The following is an 18297-nucleotide window of genomic DNA, read 5'->3' on the forward strand; positions in this document are numbered from 1 at the left end:
TCCCGCTACCCCGACGCCCCTTTCGCACCACTACGTACACGGGACTTACGGTGGGGTGCATGATCGCGCCGTCCAGTGCCGCCTCCGTCCCGGCGGAGGCCGTAGTCCCCCAGCGCCGCCGCCCGGTGGCCGCCGCCTTCCGCGCGCTCGTCGCGCTCGCGGCGCTCACCGGCATCGTCATCGACCTCTCGATCAGCGACAGCGCCCTGCGCGTCCTCAGCTACTTCACGATCCAGTCCAACATCCTCGTCGCGGTCGCCTTCGCGCTCTCCGCCTGGCGCGCCTGGACCGCCCGCCCGCCACTGCGCCCGCTGGTGACCGGCGGCGTCCTCCTCTTCATCTGCATCACGGGGCTCGTCTACCACGTCATCCTGGCCAACTCCGCGAGCGGCTTCTCGATGACCGACGACCCCGACGTCGCCGTGACCGGCGCCCGCCAGGTCTCCAACCAGCTCCTGCACACCGTGACCCCGATCGGCGCGGTCCTGGACTGGCTGCTCCTCACCCGGCCCGGCGCCCTGCGACCGCGCCACGCCGCGATCTGGCTCGCCTACCCCCTGGCCTACTTCGGCTTCGCCCTGGCCCGCGGCGCGATCATGACGCCGGGGACACCGGCCCGCTACCCGTACCCGTTCCTGGACGTCGACGCCCACGGCTACGCGGGGGTCCTCGGCAACGCCGTGATCTTCGGCCTGGCCTTCTACGTCCTGGCCCTGGCCCTGGTTCTCCTCGACCGGATCCGCCCCGAGATCCGGGGCCCCGAAAACCGGATTTCGCCTCAGGCCGCCGGTCCGCTAAAGTAATCGATGTCGCCGGGACCTGCAGCACTGCGGGAAGCGGAGCAACGACATCGGGGTGTAGCGCAGCTTGGCAGCGCGCTTCGTTCGGGACGAAGAGGTCGTGGGTTCAAATCCCGCCACCCCGACAGCTAAGCACCAGGTCAGAGGCCCGGTACCGGATTCGGTATCGGGCCTCTTGCTTTGTGCGTGACTAACTGCGTGACTACCGCTCCGGAGGCGGGGGCGTGCCGAAGATCCCGTCCATGGCCGTCGCGCCGGTCTGGATCACCGGGCGGATCTGCTTCCGGTAGACCTCCTCGGTCACGGCTGTAGACGATCACACCGACCACGATCACGTGCGCATCCAGGCCCGTCGATGCCGAGCCACCGCATAGATCTGTTCCACTTGATCCGGGGCGAACGTCCCGGAGAGCGGCCCGAGAGCGGAGACCTCCCGTTCTTGATAGATACGCACCGCGTATTGAGTGGCAGCCCGATGCAGTGAAGCGATGTCCACGAAGACGAGCACCGGTTCTACCGGAACAGCGAAAGGACAGCGGCGTTCCAAGACGAGCTGGACGTACGCAGCCTCCGCCTTGCTGGCTGCTGCGTACGCAACGGGCGGACCTCCGTTGATCTTGGCCATCGTGTCGCCGACCCACACCGACGCGCCCGGATGCCGTTTGGTGTTGACGCTGTAGGCGCCGCCAGGCCCGATCAGCAGGTGATCGACGTCTCCGCCCTTGCCGTTCGGGACGCCGTGCAGCACGCGCCAGCCATGAGCCCGCAGACGTTCTAGCTCACGACCCACACGCCGTTCACCGGCAAGACCGCTGTAGAACGAATCCCACTCCGAGGAGCGGCCTCGCGCCTTGGACCAGAGCCGTTGAACTGTCGAGGGCCCGCGCGCGGCCATGGCCTCCAGGAGCCCGGCGCCAGGGCGATTCTGTGCCAGATCATCGGCCACGGTCAGATCTGGAAGCTTCATGATCCGCGCGTCTGCACGAGCGGGAGCAGGCTCAGCCCGCGGTCGCGGTTGCACCGGTCGAGAACGAGCGGGGTCAGTAGATCGTGACGGTCCCTGCCGTTCAGTGAGGGAGCTCCCAAGATGTTGCCGCAGAAGCACCAAGGCTTCATCCCGGTACGCCAGGACCTTGATCGTGACAACCTTGGTTGCCCTATCAGCCCAAGCAACTGCTGTGCCGTCCGGCAAGTTGACGTAGAGCCGATCGCGTCCATGCCGACGCCATTGATTCACCGTGAGATCGCTCAATGCCCCGCCCCCAGGTAGGCCGCCCTCAACAGCCATGGGAGCAGCCGACCAGGCCCTGAGCAAGAGTGCCCGGCGCGGTGGAACTTTCCCTACTTCATCAAGCACCCGGCTGCGCTCCGCTCCGCCGGGCGGGCTTCCCGGCTCCGCTGGGGCTGCCGCTCCTGCCTCCGGCCCGCTCCGCCCCGCTGCGCCGACGCCCGCCCACTGTGGATAGGCCCGGAGGTCATGAGGCGAGCACACGGACGCATCCTGCCCACGGTCACAGGCGATGCCTCCGGCGGGGGATCGGCCGGCACCGGGTGGGAGGGGGCGCCGTTCCCGGCCGCGGGCACATCGTGGCGAGCGTGGTGGGCTCCCATCCCGTCCACCATCGACCCAGGCAGAGCCGAGCAGACGCGGCCCATGGCGTCCAGGTCGTTCGTACAGTGGCGCGCTCCACCTGGACGCCATGAACCACGCCCGCTCCACAGACGTGTGGGTCGACGGCGGACGGGATGGGAGCTGGGGTAGTTGGTGGGTCAGGAAGGGAACGCGTTTGCGGCGCCTGCATCAGTCCAGGCTGGTAGTGGCAGGTAGGGCCTCGTCACGAAGCCAGGCCTCAATGTCGCTTCGCCGCCAGTACAGGCGATACAGGAAGCGATGAGGCGGCGGAAATGGCCGCTTCTTCGGGCCGCCACGGGCCAGCCAACTAGTGATGGTCTTCGGGTTCACTCGAACCAGCGCCGCAGCTCCGGCTGTGTCCACCCAGACGTCAGCCTCGGGCAACTCGGGCAGGCCCAGCAGGCGCCCCGCAGGCACCTCCTTGGCTTCGGCCAGGGCCGCAAGTAAGGCCTGGTGCTGGGTAGCCAGCGTCACGTGCCTGTCGTCCACGATTCCTCCCGTGTGCAGTTTTAAAACTGCAATACAGGCTACACGCCCCCCGCCCAGGAGATCTTTGGTTTCAAATAGCCGTCTTAGCTATTCCTGGACTTCGCCTGTTCCGGCATCAAGTCCGGGGAATATCGAGGCCACTTGGGCGTCAGGGATTCGCTGAATTATCTGCTGCTTCAGCGCTTGCTCTGCCCGCTTAGTCCTGTAGTCCAAGATGTCGCGAACCACGCACCGCAACACCCATGCCACTCCGGGGAGAGAACCCAACGACGCCAGTTCACCAAGGATTTGCACCTGGGTCTCCTGGGTTGAGTAGCGGCCCTGCCAGCCAGACGCCAGCTAGGCCACACAGATGTCACCGTCCCCGAGGCGGGGCGGCAACAAAAAGCCCGAACTCAAGGTTCGGGCAACAAAAAAGACGGAGCGCGATGTCTCCGTCTTCGAGGCCTGGGCATGCCGGACCTGCCTTCGAGTTTGCGACACTCAGCACTGGAAGTCAACGGCGGCGTACAAGCAGCAGGTCAAGCGCCTACCTGGTAGGCAGTCCTCGCATCTGCGGTGACAACTAGGCTTGTCACTGTGCCTCTACCTCTGGACGACCCCATCACTCTGTACCTGTACGGACTTGCTTGGGAAAGGGCCGTAGATCGCCTCCCGGGTCCCCCGCACAGTTCCTCTGCTCCGGTGACCAAGGAGGAACATCTGGCGTTCATCGCCACACTATCTGAATTGTCGGCCGGTATCGAAACAAACATTCTGACCGCGACGTACTATGCGTGCCGATCCAACGTTTCTCAGGCCGATATCGGACGCACATGCGGAATCTCTCGTCAGGCAGTTCGTCAACGGCTCGGCAAGGCGACCGGCATCAGAGACGAGTATGCGCGCCAACACTCTTACTGGGATTACGAGTACGACGACTACTCTGAGGACGAGTGACCTGTGGCTCCGCCAGCCCTAGTGCGTGGTCTGGGGGTGCAGGCTGACTGTCAGTGGGGCACTGTATGACATCTCCATGCAGATCCTGGACATCGTGAAGAACGTTGCCGTCATCGGTGCCTGCCTCTCCGTCGTCTCCGCCATCACAGTGGCCGTCGTGACATCGCGGGCAAACCGCAGGCTGGAAGAACGCAAGCGCATCGCGCAGTTGGCCACGGACGCGTTTCTGGACAGCTGGAAGGCCCTCGTTGAAATAGGCACGTGCGAGAACCTGTTGTCGGAACTCCGGCCCAACGCACCAACTGAGCGTAGAGAAGAACTCGAGTCACGGCTGAGGACAGCCAAGCCCCTGTGGACCTCAGCCAAAGTGCGTATGTCTCTGTACGGAGGCAGAGAGGTGTCCCGCCTCGTCGCAAAGATCGAAGTAGCAGGCGGATTCGACGCAGGTGACTCCGAGAAGGTCTACGACCTAGCGTGCATCTTCCTGCAGGTCCGAAAGGACCTGGGACTGAACGAAGAGATCGACCCGGTGCACATCTTCCAGGCCTTGGTTGGTGATCGCGTCAGCCTGCCGCCCCACGTGGGTGCCAGAGGGGCCATCCCTCCGACAAGCGAGTGAGTATTCGAGTGGGAGCGAGTCTCCTCCGAGGGCCTTGTGGCAAGGCGCACGCACTGAGTGTCTAACTGCGTGACAACCACGACGCACAACCGCGAACAATCATGGACGTCAGCGGACCATCAGCGCAGGTGACAGGCAGAGCAGCCCAAGGACAGCGAGCAACCCGAGTTGCTTCGGGACGAAGAGGTCGTGGGCTCAAATCCCGCCACCCCGACAGCTGTAACACCAGGTCAGGGGCCTGATCCAGTTAATGGATCAGGCCCCTGAATGGTTTTGGGGGGTCATTCGGGAGCCACCACCGCATGCTCACTGCCAGAAGCACTCCTCGATCACGATCTGTGGATCAACGACCCGTCGGGTGAACTGGTAGCGCAGCCAGCCCCTGCCGTGGTCGAAATACAGAACATGCTGCCCACCGGGCCGGGTGGACTGGGCAGGCTCGACGCTCATCCCCGTTGGAAGGTCTCGGTCGGTGTCGATGCCCCGGAAGTACGGGTCCGCAGCAGTGACGAGTTCGGCACGGGCAGCGAGGACCAGGTCCCTGGCCGTATCGGGGAGGGACTCCCGGTCCTCCTCCGCCTGCTTGGTCCAGTCCGCTTGCCAGGGCGGCCCCATGAATCCCTCGGTCACTGGCCCGGCTCCGCCTTCGCCGCCTGACGGCGCAGCAGACCAGCCTCCTCGATCAACGCTTTGGCGCGGGCGTAGTCGGGCTCCTGGTCGGCCGCATCTTCCAGCCCGTGCACCTTTGCTTCGAGTTGAGGGTCACGAGCGAGTGCGAACTCCCCCCACCAGCGCGCCATGAAGGCAGGCACCGGCGCAAGGTCGTAGGCATCAGCGATGTCACGGCGCCAGTGCCGGTCGAAGTCGACCAGGAGTTGCGGTGCGTACTCGGCGATCGCAGCCCGGAGTGCTTTCGGTGTCCTGTCGGGCATGGGGGCTGTGGCCCTGGAGCCGCGGGGAGCAGTCGTCATGAGGGAGCTCTTCCTTCGGCGACGGGTGGGAAGGTGGCGGCCATTGAAACGGTACTACTCGCCCGTGATTACGGAGGAGTAGCCCACGATGCCCGAGAAAGACGGAGCCGGGAGCCCCTGAGGGAGCCAGAGGGGTGCCGACTTGCTCCCCGAGTCCTTTCCGCACCACCCGAGATCGGCGACCGAACATCGTTCGGGACGTAGAGGCCGTGGGTTCAAATCCCGCCACCCCGACAGCTGAAACAGCAGGTGAGGCGCCTACCGGATGCGGTAGGCGCCTCACCTGTTCCTGTGTGCGTGTCCATCTGTGGGACCAGGGCCCCGGGCCCCGCTTGACGGTCTAGTCGCCCTTGGGCCAGGTCGGGCCCTCGTCGGTCCAGGTGACGCCCTTGTTGCGGCACAGGCAGAAGGGGTGGCCGATCGGGTCGGTGTAGACCCGCCAGCCGTAACCGTCGGGGCCGATGAAGTCCTGCCTCAGTGTCGCGCCGAGGTCGAGGACGCGGCGCTGCTCGGACTCGATCTCGTCCACCTCGAAGTCGAGGTGGAACTGCTTGGGGTGCTCGCTGTCGGGCCACTGGGGAGCGCGGTAGTCGTCCACCCGGATGAACGCCAGCTCGATCTCGCCGAACTTGATGCCGGCCCAGTCCTCGGAGCTGTCCTCCTTGACCGGACGGCCCGTCACCTCGGAGTAGAAGGCCGCCAGCTTCATCGTGTCCGGGCAGTCGATGATGAAATCAGTGAGTCGCAGCATCCCGCGATCCTGGCACAGGCTCGGCTTTCCGGGGCTTCACCAGATCCGCAGAGCGCCCCACATCGCTGACTGCACCGGCTGACATCAACAGGGGGCGAACGGCAGCGGTCAGCGCCTCGCCCCTGCGGGAACCGTTCGAAGTGACCGGACCATCTGCGGCAGAACCGCCAGTTGCAAGTAACCACCAGTTGCAAGTTCGGACGGGCAGTCCACCTGAGGCTCGGGAGCGCACATGCCCAGCAGTCCTACCGGGATGGCAGGGGCGTCGGACTGCCGGCCGGCCGCGGACAGTGCCCGCATCCGCAGCCCGGCCACCCGCTCGCTCAACGGCCGTTGCCTGCCCGCTGATTCGAGTGCGGCGAGCACGTCCGCGGACCGTCCGAGCCGCAGTTCGGCGTCCCAGTGGTCCTCGGCCGCCGCGGTGCGCAGGGCGTCCAGCCGGGTTCCTCGAAGCGGTGGACGTCCACGTCCTCGGCCCGTACCGAGAGCCGGTAGCCGCCGGCCTCCCCCTCAGGACCGACCGACCCCGATCGGATCGATCATCGTCCAACGCCGGGTCAGCATCGTCGACTTGCCGCCGCGGGTAAAGGTCCGCGCTCGCGGGGGCAGGCCCGCGCGCGGCGCGGGCCGCCGCGCCGCGTCACGGGTCGAGCAGCAGCACCCGGCACGGTACGAAGAGCGGTGCGCCCCAGCTCTCGCGCGGCGCGTCCCGCCACCCCCAGACGCGCAGCGCTTCGAGCGCCCACACGTCGGAGCGCTCCACCAGCGTCACCCCCGTGGCGTCGCCGTGGTCGCCGAGCAGGCGGCGTTGCAGGCGTCGGGCCAGGTTCCAGTCCCGGTCGGCGCCCTCCCGTCGCACCCGGGGGCCGACGACGATCTCCCGGATCACGAAGAGTCCGGCACGGACGGGGAAGCCGTAGGCGAACGCCGTCGTCCGGGTGTTCTCGGCGACCAGCAGCGCGAACCCGGGGCGGCGCATGTCCAGGGCGAGGCGCCCGAGGAAGGCGTGGTGGATCTCCTCCCAGCGCCCCGTCTCGGCACCGGAGTGGGCCGCGTACAGCTCGCCCAGCTCCTGGAAGTGGTCGACGACCTGGACCCGGGTCAGGGGGCGCACCCGCTCGGCGTCCCACGGCGAGGAACCCCGCTGGGCCACGGGCTTCGGGGACCGCCCGGCGGCCGGGGCGAGGTCCTGCTCTGTCGGCTCTCTCATGAGGCGAACCCGTCCCGTGCCCGGTCGGCGGCGGGCGCGGTGTCGTGGATCACCGAGAACGGCACCGGCGCGTGAGCCGGAGCGCGGGAGGCCCTCGGTTCCCACACCGTACTCCCGGCCCCCGCGGCCGCCGCCGGGCCTCGTGGCCCTCGAACCCGCGCCGGTCGGCGTGTACCCTTGACGGAGCAAGCGAAGGGGAGTAGCCCCGCGAACCGGTCGTCGACACACTGGAACCCCCGGGTTCCCGGTGGCCGGGCCCGCGCCGTCACACGCTGTGAGGGCCGGGTGGGCGAGACCTTCGACCAGGCAGAACGACGCGCACGTACGGCTTCACGGCCCTCGTGCGTCCGCTGCCGGGTCGAGTGGTCCTCTCCGCGCGGCGGGTGGGTTGCGAGGACCCGGCCCGTACAGAAAGCACCCGCTGATGCATCTCGACCCCCTGGCGATCCTCACCGCCTTCGGGCTGATCTTCCTCGCCGAGCTTCCCGACAAGACCATGTTCGCCTCGTTGGCGATGGGTACGCGGATGAAGCCCCTGTACGTCTGGTTCGGGACCTCGGCCGCCTTCATCGTGCACGTGGCCATCGCCGTCGGGGCGGGCTCGCTGCTGGGGCTGCTGCCGGACTGGGTGGTGAAGCTGGTCTCGGCGCTGATGTTCGCGTTCGGCGCCTTCATGCTGCTGCGCGGGGGCGACGACGACGAGGACGACGAGGCGGGCGGCAAGACCGTGACCGGCTTCTGGCCCGTCTTCGGCACCGCCTTCATGGCCGTCTTCATCGGCGAGTGGGGCGATCTGACGCAGATCACCACCGCCAACCTCGCCGCCACGAACGGCACTTGGTCGACCGCCATCGGCTCCGCCGCCGCCCTGATGGCCGTGTCCGCGCTCGCGCTGGTCGCCGGCCGGTTCATCGCCAAGCGGGTGCCGCTGAAGACCGTGCAGCGGGTGGGTGGCGCGTGCATGCTGCTGCTCGCCGTGTGGACGCTGATCGAGATCTTCGTCTGAGCGAGATCTTCGCCTGAACGGAACTCTTCCTCCGACCGGGACTCTTCCTCCGACCGGGACTCTTCGTCCGACCGGGCCGCGGCGGCTGCCGCACCCTTGTGGATACAGGAACGTATCGAATACGTTCCTGTATCCGACGGGCGTACCGGGAAGGGGCGAGGATGCCGGGAACGGTCACCCGCAGGCGTGCGCGCACCCGTCGGCGGCTGCTCGACGCCGCGCTCGACGTGTTCGCCGGGGTCGGCTTCGGGCGCTCCACGGTCGAGCAGGTCTGTGAGCGGGCCGGATTCACCCGGGGCGCCTTCTACTCGAACTTCTCCTCCCTCGACGAGCTGTTCCTCGCCTTGTGGGAGGAGCGCTCGGCGCGGATGCTCGACGACATGCGGGCCGCGCTCGCCGGGCTCGACCCGGCCGACCCCGAGGCCGCGGTCCGGGCCGCCCTCGCCGCGCACCCGGTGGACGACGCCTGGTTCCGGATCAACGCCGAGTTCACCGCGCACGCCCTGCGCAATCCGGGTCTGCGCCGCGTCATGGCCTCCCGGGAGGCGGCGATCCGGGACGCGCTCGTCCCCGTACTCGTCGCGGCGCTGGACCGGATCGGGCGCGCCGTCCCCGACGAACAGGCGCTCGGCGACGCGCTCGTGGCCGTGCACGACGGCACCGCGGCCCAGGTCCTGCTGCAGCCCGACGACGAGGCCGTACGCGCGCGGCGCGAGGCCCTGTTCCTGAACGTACTCAACGCCTACAGCACACCGAGGGAGACCCGATGAGTGACGCCGGTGCCGATGTCGTCGTCGTGGGAGCCGGGCTCGCCGGGCTCGTCGCCACCTACGAACTGACTCGTGCGGGCAAGCACGTCATGCTCGTCGACCAGGAGAACGAGGCCAACCTCGGCGGCCAGGCGTTCTGGTCGCTCGGCGGTCTCTTCCTCGTCGACAGCCCCGAGCAGCGGCGGATGGGCATCAAGGACTCCTACGAACTGGCCCTCTCCGACTGGCTGGGCTCCGCCGGTTTCGACCGGGAGCGCGAGGACCACTGGCCGCGCAAGTGGGCCGAGGCGTACGTGCGGTTCGCGGCCGGTGAGAAGCGCGACTACCTGGCCGGGCTCGGGCTCAAGGTCACGCCGAACGTCGGCTGGGCCGAGCGCGGCGCCGGCACCGCGACCGGCCACGGCAACTCCGTGCCCCGCTTCCACCTCACGTGGGGCACGGGCCCGGAGGTCGTGCGGGTGTTCCGCGAGCCGGTCCTGCGGGCGGCGGCCCGGGGCCTGGTGACCTTCAAGTACCGCCACCAGGTGGACGAGTTGATCGTCGAGGACGGGGCGGCCGTGGGGGTGCGCGGCACCCTGCTGGAGCCCTCCGCGCAGGCGCGCGGCGTCAAGTCCTCGCGGGAGGGCGTCGGCGACTTCGAACTGCGCGCGCGGGCCGTCGTCGTCACCTCGGGCGGCATCGGCGCGAACCACGAACTGGTCAGGAAGAACTGGCCCGTCGAGCGGATGGGCACGCCCCCCGGGTCGATGGTGACGGGCGTGCCCGCGTACGTCGACGGGCGCATGCTGGAGATCACCGAGAACGCGGGCGCCTCCCTCGTCAACCGCGACCGCATGTGGCACTACACCGAGGGGCTGAAGAACTGGGACCCGATCTGGCCCGGGCACGGCATCCGGATCATCCCGGGCCCGTCGTCGCTGTGGCTGGACGCGACGGGCAAGCGGCTGCCCGCGCCGCTCTTCCCCGGCCACGACACGCTCGCCACGCTCCGGCACATCACGGCGACCGGGTACGACCACACGTGGTTCGTGCTGACCCGGGCCATCGTGGAGAAGGAGTTCGCGCTCTCCGGGTCCGAGCAGAACCCCGACATCACCGGCAAGGACCTGAAGCTGGTCCTGCAGCGGGTGAAGAAGGGGGCGCCCGGGCCGATCCAGGCGTTCCTGGACCGGGGCGAGGACTTCGTGGTGCGCAGGAACCTCAAGGACCTCGTCGCCGGGATGAACGAGCTGACGCCCCGGACGCCGGTGGAGTACGAGCAGGTGGAGCGGGAGATCGTGGCCCGCGACCGGGAGGCCGGGCACGGCTACTCCAAGGACCTCCAGCTGATGGCCGTGCGCAACGCCCGCGCCTACTGGCCCGACCGCATCACCCGCGTCGCCAAGCCGCACCGCCTGCTCGACCCGGCACAGGGCCCGCTGATCGCGGTGCGGCTGCACGTGCTGACCCGCAAGACGCTGGGCGGCCTGGAGACGAACCTCGACTCGCAGGTCGTCCGGCCGGACGGCGAGGTCTTCGACGGGCTGTACGCGGCCGGGGAGGTCGCCGGGTTCGGCGGCGGCGGCGTGCACGGCTACAACGCGCTGGAGGGCACCTTCCTCGGCGGCTGCATCTTCTCCGGCCGGGCGGCCGGGCGCGCGTTGGCGAGGACCCTGTGACGCGCGGCACGGCCCTGGTGACGGGCGCCTCGTCGGGGATCGGCGCGGCCGTCGCGGCCGCACTGGTCCGGCGCGGCTACGAGGTCTACGGCACCAGCCGCGACCCGGAGAAGGTCGACTCCCCCCTCCCCGGCGTCACGTACCTCGCCCTCGACCTCGGGGACGAGGCGAGCATCGAGGCGTGCGCGGCGGCCGCGGGCGAGGTGGACGTGCTCGTCAACAACGCCGGCGAGTCGCAGAGCGGCCCCTTCGAGGAGCTGCCGATGGACGCGGTGCGGCGGCTGTTCCAGGTCAACGTGTTCGGGGCGGTGCGGCTGAGCCAGCTGGTGCTGCCGGGGATGCGGGCGCGGCGTCGCGGCCGGGTCGTCATGGTCGGCTCGATGCTGGCCAGCTTCCCGCTCGCGTACCGCTCCTCGTACGTCTCCTCGAAGGCGGCGATCAAGGGGTTCGCGAACGCGGCGCGGCGCGAGTACGCCTCGTACGGCGTCGGCATCACGACGGTCGAGCCGGGCTCCATCGCCACCGGGATCAGCGAGCGCCGCACCCAGTACGTGGCCGCGGACTCCCCCTTCCGGGCCGCCTACGACACCATGCTCGCCGCCCTCAACGCCAATGAGGCGAAGGGGATCTCGGCCGAGCAGGTCGCCGCGAAGGTGCTCACGGCGATCGAGGCGCCGCGCCCCCGGCCGCTGTACGCGGTGGGCAGCAACGCGCCCGTGGTGTTCGCCCTGCGCAGGCTGCTGCCGCGCGGGGCGAGCGAGCGGCTGGTCGCGCGCCGGCACGGGCTCAAGTAGCCGCCGTCACAGGGGAGTCGTCAGTCCGGCGACACAGGAGAAGGCGAGGACGAGCAGCGCGGCGAGTGCGCACACCGCGGCCTCGGCGCGCAGCACGAGGCCGAGGCGGGCCCGCCGGGTGCGGGTGCCGTGCAGCAGCTGGTTGAGGGCGCGTTCGGCCTGGTGGTGCAGGGGGCGGCCGTCCGCGTAGCGGGGGTCGGCCGCGGGCACCGGGTTCGCGGCCCGCAGCAGGGCCAGCTCGTCGGGGACGGTGCGGGGCTCAGTCACGGTCTCGGTCTCCTGCCGTCACGGTCATGTTCATCCGGTCGATCTCGGCGCGCAGCCGGCGGCGGGCGCGGTGCAGCCGCATCGCCGCCGCGCTCTTCCCGCACTCCAGGGCCACGGCCAGCTCGTCGAGGGTGAGCTCCTCCCAGGTGGTCAGGCGCAGCGCCTCCTGGTCGGCGGGGTTCAGCCGGGCCAGCGCCTCGTGCACCCAGGCTCCGGGCGCCTCCGCGTCGGGCGGGGGCACGACGTGGCCGCGGTGCGCCGTCTCGTGGTGGCCGATCCGGTCGAGCAGGCGGCGTCTTCGGCCCAGGCCCCGCACGGTGTTGGCGAGGCAGTTGCGGGCGACGGCGTACAGCCAGGGCAGCGGGGTGGCGGGCGGCAGTTCCGCGCGGCGCCGCCAGGCTATGGAGAAGACGTCGGCGACCACCTCCTCGACGTCGTGGCCCGCGCCCGGGTCCAGACGCCGCGCCACGAAACGGCTGACCGCCCAGTAGTGGGCTCGGTAGGCCGCCGCGAAGGCTTCGTCCGTCGTACTCATGCTGATGCCGCGTCCGTGCTCATGATCCGTAGGTGTCCGGCAGTGCCCCGATCCTCACAGGCGCGGTGTGTGATCTTCCGGGCAGGGCCGGGACGTGAAGCGCGGGGCGGGCCCGGACACGTACCGGGCATGAAGCCGTCGCAGTCCTCACAGTCCCCGAAGTGGGTGGGGTGGCTGACCACCACCGACCACAAGACGATCGGCACGCTCTATCTGGTCACGGCGTTCGCGTTCTTCTGCCTGGGCGGCGTGCTCGCGCTGTTCATGCGGGCGGAACTGGCCCGGCCAGGCCTGCAGATCATGTCGAACGAGCAGTTCAACCAGGCGTTCACGATGCACGGCACGATCATGCTGCTGATGTTCGCGACGCCGCTGTTCGCCGGGTTCGCGAACTGGATCATGCCGTTGCAGGTCGGTGCGCCGGACGTGGCCTTCCCCCGGCTGAACATGCTCGCGTACTGGTTCTACCTGCTGGGCTCGCTGATCGCGGTCGGCGGCTTCCTCACGCCTCAAGGGGCGGCGGACTTCGGCTGGTTCGCGTACGCGCCGCTCTCCGACGCCGTGCACTCGCCGGGCATCGGCGGCGACATGTGGATCATGGGCCTGGCGTTCTCCGGGTTCGGCACGATCCTCGGCTCGGTCAACTTCATCACGACGATCGTGTGCATGCGGGCGCCCGGCATGACGATGTTCCGCATGCCGATCTTCACGTGGAACGTGCTGCTGACCGGCGTCCTCGTCCTGCTGGCGTTCCCGGTGCTGGCCGCCGCGCTGTTCGCCCTGGAGGCGGACCGGAAGTTCGGGGCGCACGTCTTCGACGCGGCGAACGGCGGGGCGCTGCTGTGGCAGCACCTGTTCTGGTTCTTCGGTCATCCGGAGGTCTACATCATCGCGCTGCCGTTCTTCGGGATCATCTCGGAGGTGATCCCGGTGTTCAGCCGGAAGCCGATGTTCGGCTACCAGGGGCTGATCGGCGCGACCATCGCCATCGCGGGGCTGTCGGTGACGGTGTGGGCGCACCACATGTATGTGACGGGCGGGGTCCTGCTGCCCTTCTTCTCCTTCATGACGTTCCTGATCGCGGTGCCGACCGGGGTGAAGTTCTTCAACTGGATCGGGACGATGTGGCAGGGCTCGCTGTCGTTCGAGACGCCGATGCTGTACGCGATCGGGTTCCTGATCACGTTCGCGTTCGGCGGCCTGACGGGGGTGGTCCTCGCGGCGCCGCCGCTGGACTTCCACGTCGGCGAGACGTACTTCGTCGTCGCCCACTTCCACTACGTCATCTTCGGCACCGTCGTCTTCGCGATGTTCTCCGGATTCCACTTCTGGTGGCCGAAGTTCACGGGGAAGATGCTCGACGAGCGGCTCGGGAAGGTGACGTTCTGGACGCTGTTCGTGGGCTTCCACGGAACGTTTTTGGTACAGCACTGGCTGGGGGCCGGGGGCATGCTGCGGCGGGTGCCCGACTATCTGGCGGTGGAGGGACTCACCGGGCTCAACACCGTGTCCACGATCTTCTCGTTCGTGCTGGGGATGTCGTTCCTGCCGTTCCTCTACAACGTGTGGCGCACGGCCCAGTACGGGCAGCCGGTCGAGGCCGACGACCCCTGGGGGTACGGGCGTTCGCTGGAGTGGGCCACGTCCTGCCCGCCGCCGCGGCACAACTTCGCGGCGCTGCCGCGGATCCGCTCCGAGTCACCGGCGTTCGACCTGCGGCACGGAGGCGCGGCCGCGCAGGAGCTCGTGGAGGCGGGCCGGTGATCCACGAGATCGAGGGCTACCTGATGGTGGAGGCGGCCCGCTCCGAGGGCCGGGCGGCGGCGCGGCGCTTCACGGACCGGCTCCCTTGGCTGACGGAGTCGCAGGCGGACGAGGTCCGACGGGCCTACGCGACCGAGTACGTGGCCCTGCGGGAGGCGAGCTGGCGTCGGACCCTGGAGCGGGCGCGGGTGCTGCGCGGCGAGTACGAGTGCCGGTATCGGGGGTTGCGGGTGCGGGTGGTGGGGCTGGCGGTCGCAATCGTGGCCGGGGTGGTGGTGCCGGCGGTCGCCGTTGCGGGCCGGTGTGGCCTGTGAGCTGCGGTCTCGTGGGCTCCGCCGGAGGCCGACCGGCGCCCTACTCCCCCTTCGGGGAGCGGTCGCCGTGGCCCGGCCACCACGCCGCGTGTCCGATCAGGGCGGTGAGCGCGGGGGTGAACACCATCGCCATCACGAACGCCGCGATCACGATGCCGAACGACAGGGCGAAGCCCATCTGGGAGAGCGTCGAGTTGCCGGCCAGCATGAGGGTCGCGAAGGTGCCCGCCAGGATGACGCCGGCGGAGGCGATGGTCGGGCCCGAGTGGCGCACCGCCGTGCCCGCCGCCTCGTGCGGGGTGCGGCCCTCGCGGGCCTCCTCGCGCAGCCGGGACACCATCAGGATGTTGTAGTCGGTGCCGAGTGCGACGACGAACAAGTACATGATCACGGGCAGCATGAACATCAGGCCCGGCTGGCTGCCGATCCGGGTGAACAGGAAGGACGTGGCGCCCAGCGTCGCGCCGAAGCCGAGGGCCACCGAGAGCATCAGGTACCAGGGCGCCACCAGGCTGCGCAGCAGCAGGCCGAGGATGACCATGATGCAGATCGCCGCCACCGGGAAGACCACGGAGTAGTCGCGGTCCACGGCCTTGTTGATGTCGACGTAGACCGCCGTGATGCCGCCGACCTGGGCCCGCGTACCGTCCGGCGCGTCCGCGTGGGCGGCCGGGCGCAGGTCGTCCTTGACGGTGGCCATCGCGCCCTCGGAGGCCGGCGGGTCGTCGAGGATCACGCTGTACGCCGCGGCCGTGCCGTCCTTGCTGAGCGTGGCCGCGCCGACCGTGCCGACGCCGTCCACCCGGGACAGGGACCGGTGGAACTCCGCGGCCTGCGCCGGGGTCAGCGGCCGGTCCGCCGTGGACTCCAGATAGACGCTGGTGGGGTCGGTCGTGCCCGCGGGGAAGCCCCTCTCCAGGTCCTTCAGGGCGACCATGGACTCCTTCGTCTTGGGCAGCGACGACGTGGCGAGGTCGAAGTTGGCCTTGTAGCCTAGGGCGCCGAGCGCCAGGACGGCCATGACGAGCCCCGAGACCAGCGCCCAGACCGCCGGGCGGCGCCCGATGGCCCCGCCCAGCCGGGCGAAGCCGGTGCCCTGCGGCTCGCGCTGCCAGGACTTGGAGGGCCAGAACACCTTGGTGCCGAGCAGGGAGACCACGGCCGGCACCAGGGTCAGGCCCGCGCACAGCGTCACGAAGACCGCGATGGCGAGCGCCGGGCCCATCGACTTGAGCATGCCGAGGGTGGACAGGGCGAGCGCCGCGAAGGCGACGATGACCGCGCCGGCCGCCGAGGTGATGGCCTCGCCGACCCGTTCCACGGCGTGCACCATCGCCGACTTGGCGTCCTCGCCGCCGCGCAGCGCCTCCCGGTATCTGAACAGGAGGAACAGGATGTAGTCGGTGCCGACGCCGAACAGGACGACGGTGAGCAGCTCCTGGATCGAGGAGTCCGCCTTCATGTCGAACGCCTTGTTGGCGGAGGCGATCAGACCGGTGGCCAGCGGCGAGATCAGGCCGATGAGGACGACCGGGAGCAGCGCGATGATCGGGCTCCGGAAGATCACCAGGAGCAGCACGATGATGATCACGATCGTGCCGACGCCGACGAGGAGGCCCGCCCGCTCGGAGGCGTCGGCCTCGTCGAGCGCGGTCGCGGCGGAGCCGGTGACGCCGGCCTTCAAGTCCGTTCCCTTGACGTCCTGTTGGAGGTCGCTGCGCAGCGTCTTGACCGCGTCCTGCTGGGAGGTGTCGGAGGGGTCGGTCAGCTTGGGCATCGCGACCATCGACGTCTGCACGAGCCCGTTGGGCGACGGCTTGCCGGGGACGACCGCCTCGACCTGGGCGATGTCCTTGCCGGCCAGGTCCTTGGAGACTCGGGCGACGTCGGCCTGGTCGGCGAGCGTCAGCCGTTCGCCGTCGGAGCGCTGGAAGACGATGACGGCGCCGACGTTCTGCTGCGCCGGGAACTTCGCCTCCTGGATGTCGGAGGCCTTGATCGACTCATAGTTGTCGGGCAGGAAGCTCGCCTCGTCCGAGCTGGACGTCAGCTTCGGCGCGAGCGAGATCACCGCTGCCGCCACCACGACCCAGCCGAGGATCACCCACCAGGGCCTGCGGACCACGAACCGACCGAGTGCTGCGAACATCCCTCATCGCCTCTCGTCACCCCCGGGTCACCCCGTCAGCCTCACCCGCGCCCCGGCGCCCCGCCACTCGACGGGCGCTCGACGTGCGAGGTCCCGGCGGGCGTCGGATGCTGGTGGCTGTCCGATCTCCGCACGTGGACGAGGTGCCGATGACGAACGAGCCGTCCGGCAAGGGACCGCCTCCCTGGGGGCGCGCGAGGATCCTCACGGCGGTCGTGGCGGTGATGCTCCTGGCGGTCGCCGCCGTCGCCGCCGCGACCATGGACGACGTGATCGAGGACCTCCAGGGCACCGGGCTGCGCTCCACGCTCACCATGATCTGCGGCGTCGCGGGCCTGGCCGCGCTGCTGGCCGCGCTCCTGTGGCCGAGCCCGACCCGGTTGCGGGCCCTCGCCTGGTTCAGCGCCGCCGTGAGCGTGCTGTGCGTGGCGGCCACCGTCTTCATCTGGGTGTGCGTGGCCGTCGACAGCGGGGTGCACTCGCTGCCCGGCAGGCAGGTGTCCGACCCGGCCCAGACCGAGAAGGCGCTCGCCAAGGAGGACCTGGCGGGCCGCAGGACCATCCCCACCGGCCTGATGATCGAGACGATGCAGTACACGGACAGCAACAACGTCAAACTGACCGGCTACATCTGGCAGCGGCTGCCCAAGGGCGAGGCCGGGTCCGCTCAGATCGACCTGCCCGACGCGGTCGACGGCGGTATCGGCGACGAGATCTACCGGGACCCGGTGGCCGGCGGCGACGAGGTCGTCGGCTGGCGGCTGAGCACCACCGTGCGCGAGAAGTTCGACTACAGCCACTATCCGCTGGACCGGCAGGTGATGTGGCTGGTGATGTGGCCCAAGCACTCCGCGACCACCGCGCTCGTCCCGGACTTCGGCTCGTACCCGCCGTGGGACGCCCACCAGAAGTACGGCATGTACCAGCACATCGTCAGCGGTGAGTGGCAGCCGCAGTTCACGACCTTCGGCATCGGCCACTCCAACGAGCGCACCAGTTACGGACGTCCGGGCCTGCGCCTGGACGGCAAGGTCCCGGAACTGTCGTACTCGATCGGCCTCAACCGCGCCTTCCTCAGCCCGCTGCTCGACCGTCTGGTCCCGCTGGCAGTGATCGCGATGCTGGTCTTCGCCTCGCTGTTCGTCGTCACCAAGGACTCCGACCGGCGCTCCCTGTCCGGCTTCAGCACCTGGGCGGTCATCGGATTCTGCGGCTCGATGATGCTGGTGGTCTCGGTGCAGCACAGTTCGCTGCGGTCCGCGACGGGGGCCGGCGGGGGCATCGTGTACGCCGAGTACTTCTACTTCATCCTGTACCTGGTCATCGGGCTCGTGGCGCTCAATGCCGTCGAGCACACCTCGGACCGGCGCATCGGGCTCGTGGACTGGCGGGGCAACGCCGCGGCGCGGCTGCTGTACTGGCCGGTCACGTGCCTGCTGCTGTTCGCGGTCACGACGGCGGTGTTCGTGGCCGGCAAGGTGCCCTAGCGGGCCGATACGGTCCAGGTCACGCTGTTGGCGGCCGCCGCGCGGGCCGCCGGGTCGCGCAGGGCGGCACTGGCGTCCACGGCCCGCGCGGTCACCTTGTGCGTGCCCTTGCGGACGCCCAGCGCGCGGGCGTCCACGGCG

General features: G+C 69.4%; 20 protein-coding genes, 1 tRNA gene and 1 pseudogene. 11 read left to right on the top strand and 11 right to left on the bottom strand.

What is annotated here, in order from left to right; genetic code table 11:
* Positions 1–59: 59 nt before the first annotated feature.
* Together G3I40_RS13740 and G3I40_RS13745 are read left to right on the top strand one after the other, a co-directional pair.
* A complete protein-coding gene (locus G3I40_RS13740; protein WP_164302438.1) occupies positions 60–803 on the top strand; it encodes a Pr6Pr family membrane protein in 744 nt (247 codons plus the stop codon).
* A 48-nt stretch (positions 804–851) separates the two neighbouring features.
* Positions 852–925 (top strand) — tRNA-Pro (locus G3I40_RS13745).
* A 77-nt stretch (positions 926–1002) separates the two neighbouring features.
* Here the strand turns inward: G3I40_RS13745 and G3I40_RS13750 are convergent.
* The 3 genes and pseudogenes from G3I40_RS13750 to G3I40_RS13760 all read right to left on the bottom strand — a co-directional run.
* A pseudogene (locus G3I40_RS13750) lies at positions 1003–1116 on the bottom strand (site-specific integrase); the annotation flags it as partial.
* 15 nt (positions 1117–1131) lie between these two features.
* Positions 1132–1767, bottom strand: a complete 636-nt coding sequence (locus G3I40_RS13755; protein ID WP_239091716.1) for a nuclease-related domain-containing protein — start codon at positions 1765–1767, stop codon at positions 1132–1134.
* An 834-nt stretch (positions 1768–2601) separates the two neighbouring features.
* Positions 2602–2922, bottom strand: coding sequence for a helix-turn-helix domain-containing protein (locus G3I40_RS13760; RefSeq protein WP_164302440.1), 321 nt, complete (start codon positions 2920–2922; stop codon positions 2602–2604).
* A gap of 684 nt (positions 2923–3606) precedes the next feature.
* On the opposite strand from G3I40_RS13760, the gene G3I40_RS13765 reads away from it, so the two are divergent.
* Positions 3607–3861 (top strand): hypothetical protein, encoded by a 255-nt coding sequence (locus tag G3I40_RS13765; protein ID WP_164302441.1) that lies wholly within the window; start codon positions 3607–3609, stop codon positions 3859–3861.
* 76 nt (positions 3862–3937) lie between these two features.
* On the top strand, positions 3938–4480 hold the full coding sequence (locus G3I40_RS13770) for a hypothetical protein (protein ID WP_164302442.1): 543 nt from the start codon (positions 3938–3940) through the stop codon (positions 4478–4480).
* A 306-nt stretch (positions 4481–4786) separates the two neighbouring features.
* Here the strand turns inward: G3I40_RS13770 and G3I40_RS13775 are convergent, their stop codons facing one another.
* The 5 genes from G3I40_RS13775 to G3I40_RS13795 all read right to left on the bottom strand — a co-directional run bounded on the left by G3I40_RS13775 (position 4787) and on the right by G3I40_RS13795 (position 7412).
* On the bottom strand, positions 4787–5110 hold the full coding sequence (locus G3I40_RS13775; protein WP_164302443.1) for a hypothetical protein: 324 nt from the start codon (positions 5108–5110) through the stop codon (positions 4787–4789).
* Entirely contained in the window at positions 5107–5412 is a 306-nt protein-coding gene (locus G3I40_RS13780; RefSeq protein WP_239091717.1) for a hypothetical protein, read from the bottom strand. Before G3I40_RS13780 ends, G3I40_RS13775 begins: the two co-directional genes overlap by 4 nt.
* Before the next feature lie 379 nt (positions 5413–5791).
* Positions 5792–6202 carry a VOC family protein gene (locus G3I40_RS13785; protein WP_164302445.1) on the bottom strand — a complete coding sequence of 137 codons (411 nt, stop codon included), beginning with the start codon at positions 6200–6202 and terminating at the stop codon, positions 5792–5794.
* Between the two features lie 108 nt (positions 6203–6310).
* The gene (locus G3I40_RS13790) at positions 6311–6640 is read right to left on the bottom strand and encodes a BTAD domain-containing putative transcriptional regulator (protein WP_164302459.1); all 330 of its coding nucleotides are present in this window, start codon (positions 6638–6640) and stop codon (positions 6311–6313) included.
* Between the two features lie 202 nt (positions 6641–6842).
* Positions 6843–7412 (bottom strand): hypothetical protein, encoded by a 570-nt coding sequence (locus tag G3I40_RS13795; protein ID WP_164302446.1) that lies wholly within the window; start codon positions 7410–7412, stop codon positions 6843–6845.
* A gap of 424 nt (positions 7413–7836) precedes the next feature.
* Here G3I40_RS13795 and G3I40_RS13800 point away from each other — a divergent pair, with 424 nt between their 5' ends.
* The 4 genes from G3I40_RS13800 (at position 7837) to G3I40_RS13815 (ending at position 11640) form a co-directional block, all read left to right on the top strand.
* A complete protein-coding gene (locus G3I40_RS13800) occupies positions 7837–8418 on the top strand; it encodes a TMEM165/GDT1 family protein (RefSeq protein ID WP_164302447.1) in 582 nt (193 codons plus the stop codon).
* A gap of 161 nt (positions 8419–8579) precedes the next feature.
* On the top strand, positions 8580–9188 hold the full coding sequence (locus G3I40_RS13805; RefSeq protein WP_164302448.1) for a TetR/AcrR family transcriptional regulator: 609 nt from the start codon (positions 8580–8582) through the stop codon (positions 9186–9188).
* Positions 9185–10846: an FAD-binding dehydrogenase gene (locus G3I40_RS13810; RefSeq protein ID WP_164302449.1), complete on the top strand. Its 1662-nt coding sequence runs from the start codon at positions 9185–9187 to the stop codon at positions 10844–10846. Before G3I40_RS13805 ends, G3I40_RS13810 begins: the two co-directional genes overlap by 4 nt.
* On the top strand, positions 10843–11640 hold the full coding sequence (locus G3I40_RS13815; protein WP_164302450.1) for an SDR family oxidoreductase: 798 nt from the start codon (positions 10843–10845) through the stop codon (positions 11638–11640). The genes G3I40_RS13810 and G3I40_RS13815 overlap by 4 nt, the downstream gene beginning before the upstream one ends.
* Positions 11641–11646: 6 nt before the next feature.
* Here G3I40_RS13815 and G3I40_RS13820 read toward each other — a convergent pair whose 3' ends face one another.
* Positions 11647–11907: a hypothetical protein gene (locus tag G3I40_RS13820; RefSeq protein WP_164302451.1), complete on the bottom strand. Its 261-nt coding sequence runs from the start codon at positions 11905–11907 to the stop codon at positions 11647–11649.
* A complete protein-coding gene (locus G3I40_RS13825; protein ID WP_164302452.1) occupies positions 11900–12442 on the bottom strand; it encodes a sigma-70 family RNA polymerase sigma factor in 543 nt (180 codons plus the stop codon). The genes G3I40_RS13820 and G3I40_RS13825 overlap by 8 nt, the downstream gene beginning before the upstream one ends.
* Positions 12443–12571: 129 nt before the next feature.
* On the opposite strand from G3I40_RS13825, the gene ctaD reads away from it, so the two are divergent.
* Together ctaD and G3I40_RS13835 are read left to right on the top strand one after the other, a co-directional pair.
* Positions 12572–14206, top strand: a complete 1635-nt coding sequence (gene ctaD, locus G3I40_RS13830) for a cytochrome c oxidase subunit I (RefSeq protein WP_164302453.1) — start codon at positions 12572–12574, stop codon at positions 14204–14206.
* On the top strand, positions 14203–14520 hold the full coding sequence (locus G3I40_RS13835; RefSeq protein ID WP_343244923.1) for a hypothetical protein: 318 nt from the start codon (positions 14203–14205) through the stop codon (positions 14518–14520). The genes ctaD and G3I40_RS13835 overlap by 4 nt, the downstream gene beginning before the upstream one ends.
* 40 nt (positions 14521–14560) lie before the next feature.
* On the opposite strand, the gene G3I40_RS13840 is transcribed toward G3I40_RS13835, so the two are convergent.
* The gene (locus tag G3I40_RS13840; RefSeq protein WP_164302454.1) at positions 14561–16669 is read right to left on the bottom strand and encodes an MMPL family transporter; all 2109 of its coding nucleotides are present in this window, start codon (positions 16667–16669) and stop codon (positions 14561–14563) included.
* A 149-nt stretch (positions 16670–16818) separates the two neighbouring features.
* Here G3I40_RS13840 and G3I40_RS13845 point away from each other — a divergent pair, with 149 nt between their 5' ends.
* Positions 16819–18156, top strand: coding sequence for a hypothetical protein (locus G3I40_RS13845; RefSeq protein WP_164302455.1), 1338 nt, complete (start codon positions 16819–16821; stop codon positions 18154–18156).
* The last annotated feature ends 141 nt before the right edge of the window (positions 18157–18297 follow it).

The sequence above is a fragment of the Streptomyces sp. SID14478 genome (genome assembly GCF_010548525.1).
Lineage (GTDB): Bacteria > Actinomycetota > Actinomycetes > Streptomycetales > Streptomycetaceae > Streptomyces.

What these genes read in the sequence shown, in the direction of transcription:
- ctaD (WP_164302453.1), top strand. Translation starts at nt 12,572, where the DNA reads ATGAAGCCGTCGCAGTCCTCACAGTCCCCGAAGTGGGTGGGGTGGCTG.
- G3I40_RS13770 (WP_164302442.1), top strand. Translation starts at nt 3,938, where the DNA reads ATGCAGATCCTGGACATCGTGAAGAACGTTGCCGTCATCGGTGCCTGC.
- G3I40_RS13795 (WP_164302446.1), bottom strand. Translation starts at nt 7,412, where the DNA reads ATGAGAGAGCCGACAGAGCAGGACCTCGCCCCGGCCGCCGGGCGGTCC.
- G3I40_RS13810 (WP_164302449.1), top strand. Translation starts at nt 9,185, where the DNA reads ATGAGTGACGCCGGTGCCGATGTCGTCGTCGTGGGAGCCGGGCTCGCC.
- G3I40_RS13785 (WP_164302445.1), bottom strand. Translation starts at nt 6,202, where the DNA reads ATGCTGCGACTCACTGATTTCATCATCGACTGCCCGGACACGATGAAG.
- G3I40_RS13740 (WP_164302438.1), top strand. Translation starts at nt 60, where the DNA reads ATGATCGCGCCGTCCAGTGCCGCCTCCGTCCCGGCGGAGGCCGTAGTC.
- G3I40_RS13825 (WP_164302452.1), bottom strand. Translation starts at nt 12,442, where the DNA reads ATGAGTACGACGGACGAAGCCTTCGCGGCGGCCTACCGAGCCCACTAC.
- G3I40_RS13840 (WP_164302454.1), bottom strand. Translation starts at nt 16,669, where the DNA reads ATGTTCGCAGCACTCGGTCGGTTCGTGGTCCGCAGGCCCTGGTGGGTG.
- G3I40_RS13845 (WP_164302455.1), top strand. Translation starts at nt 16,819, where the DNA reads ATGACGAACGAGCCGTCCGGCAAGGGACCGCCTCCCTGGGGGCGCGCG.
- G3I40_RS13805 (WP_164302448.1), top strand. Translation starts at nt 8,580, where the DNA reads ATGCCGGGAACGGTCACCCGCAGGCGTGCGCGCACCCGTCGGCGGCTG.
- G3I40_RS13755 (WP_239091716.1), bottom strand. Translation starts at nt 1,767, where the DNA reads ATGAAGCTTCCAGATCTGACCGTGGCCGATGATCTGGCACAGAATCGC.
- G3I40_RS13780 (WP_239091717.1), bottom strand. Translation starts at nt 5,412, where the DNA reads ATGCCCGACAGGACACCGAAAGCACTCCGGGCTGCGATCGCCGAGTAC.
- G3I40_RS13800 (WP_164302447.1), top strand. Translation starts at nt 7,837, where the DNA reads ATGCATCTCGACCCCCTGGCGATCCTCACCGCCTTCGGGCTGATCTTC.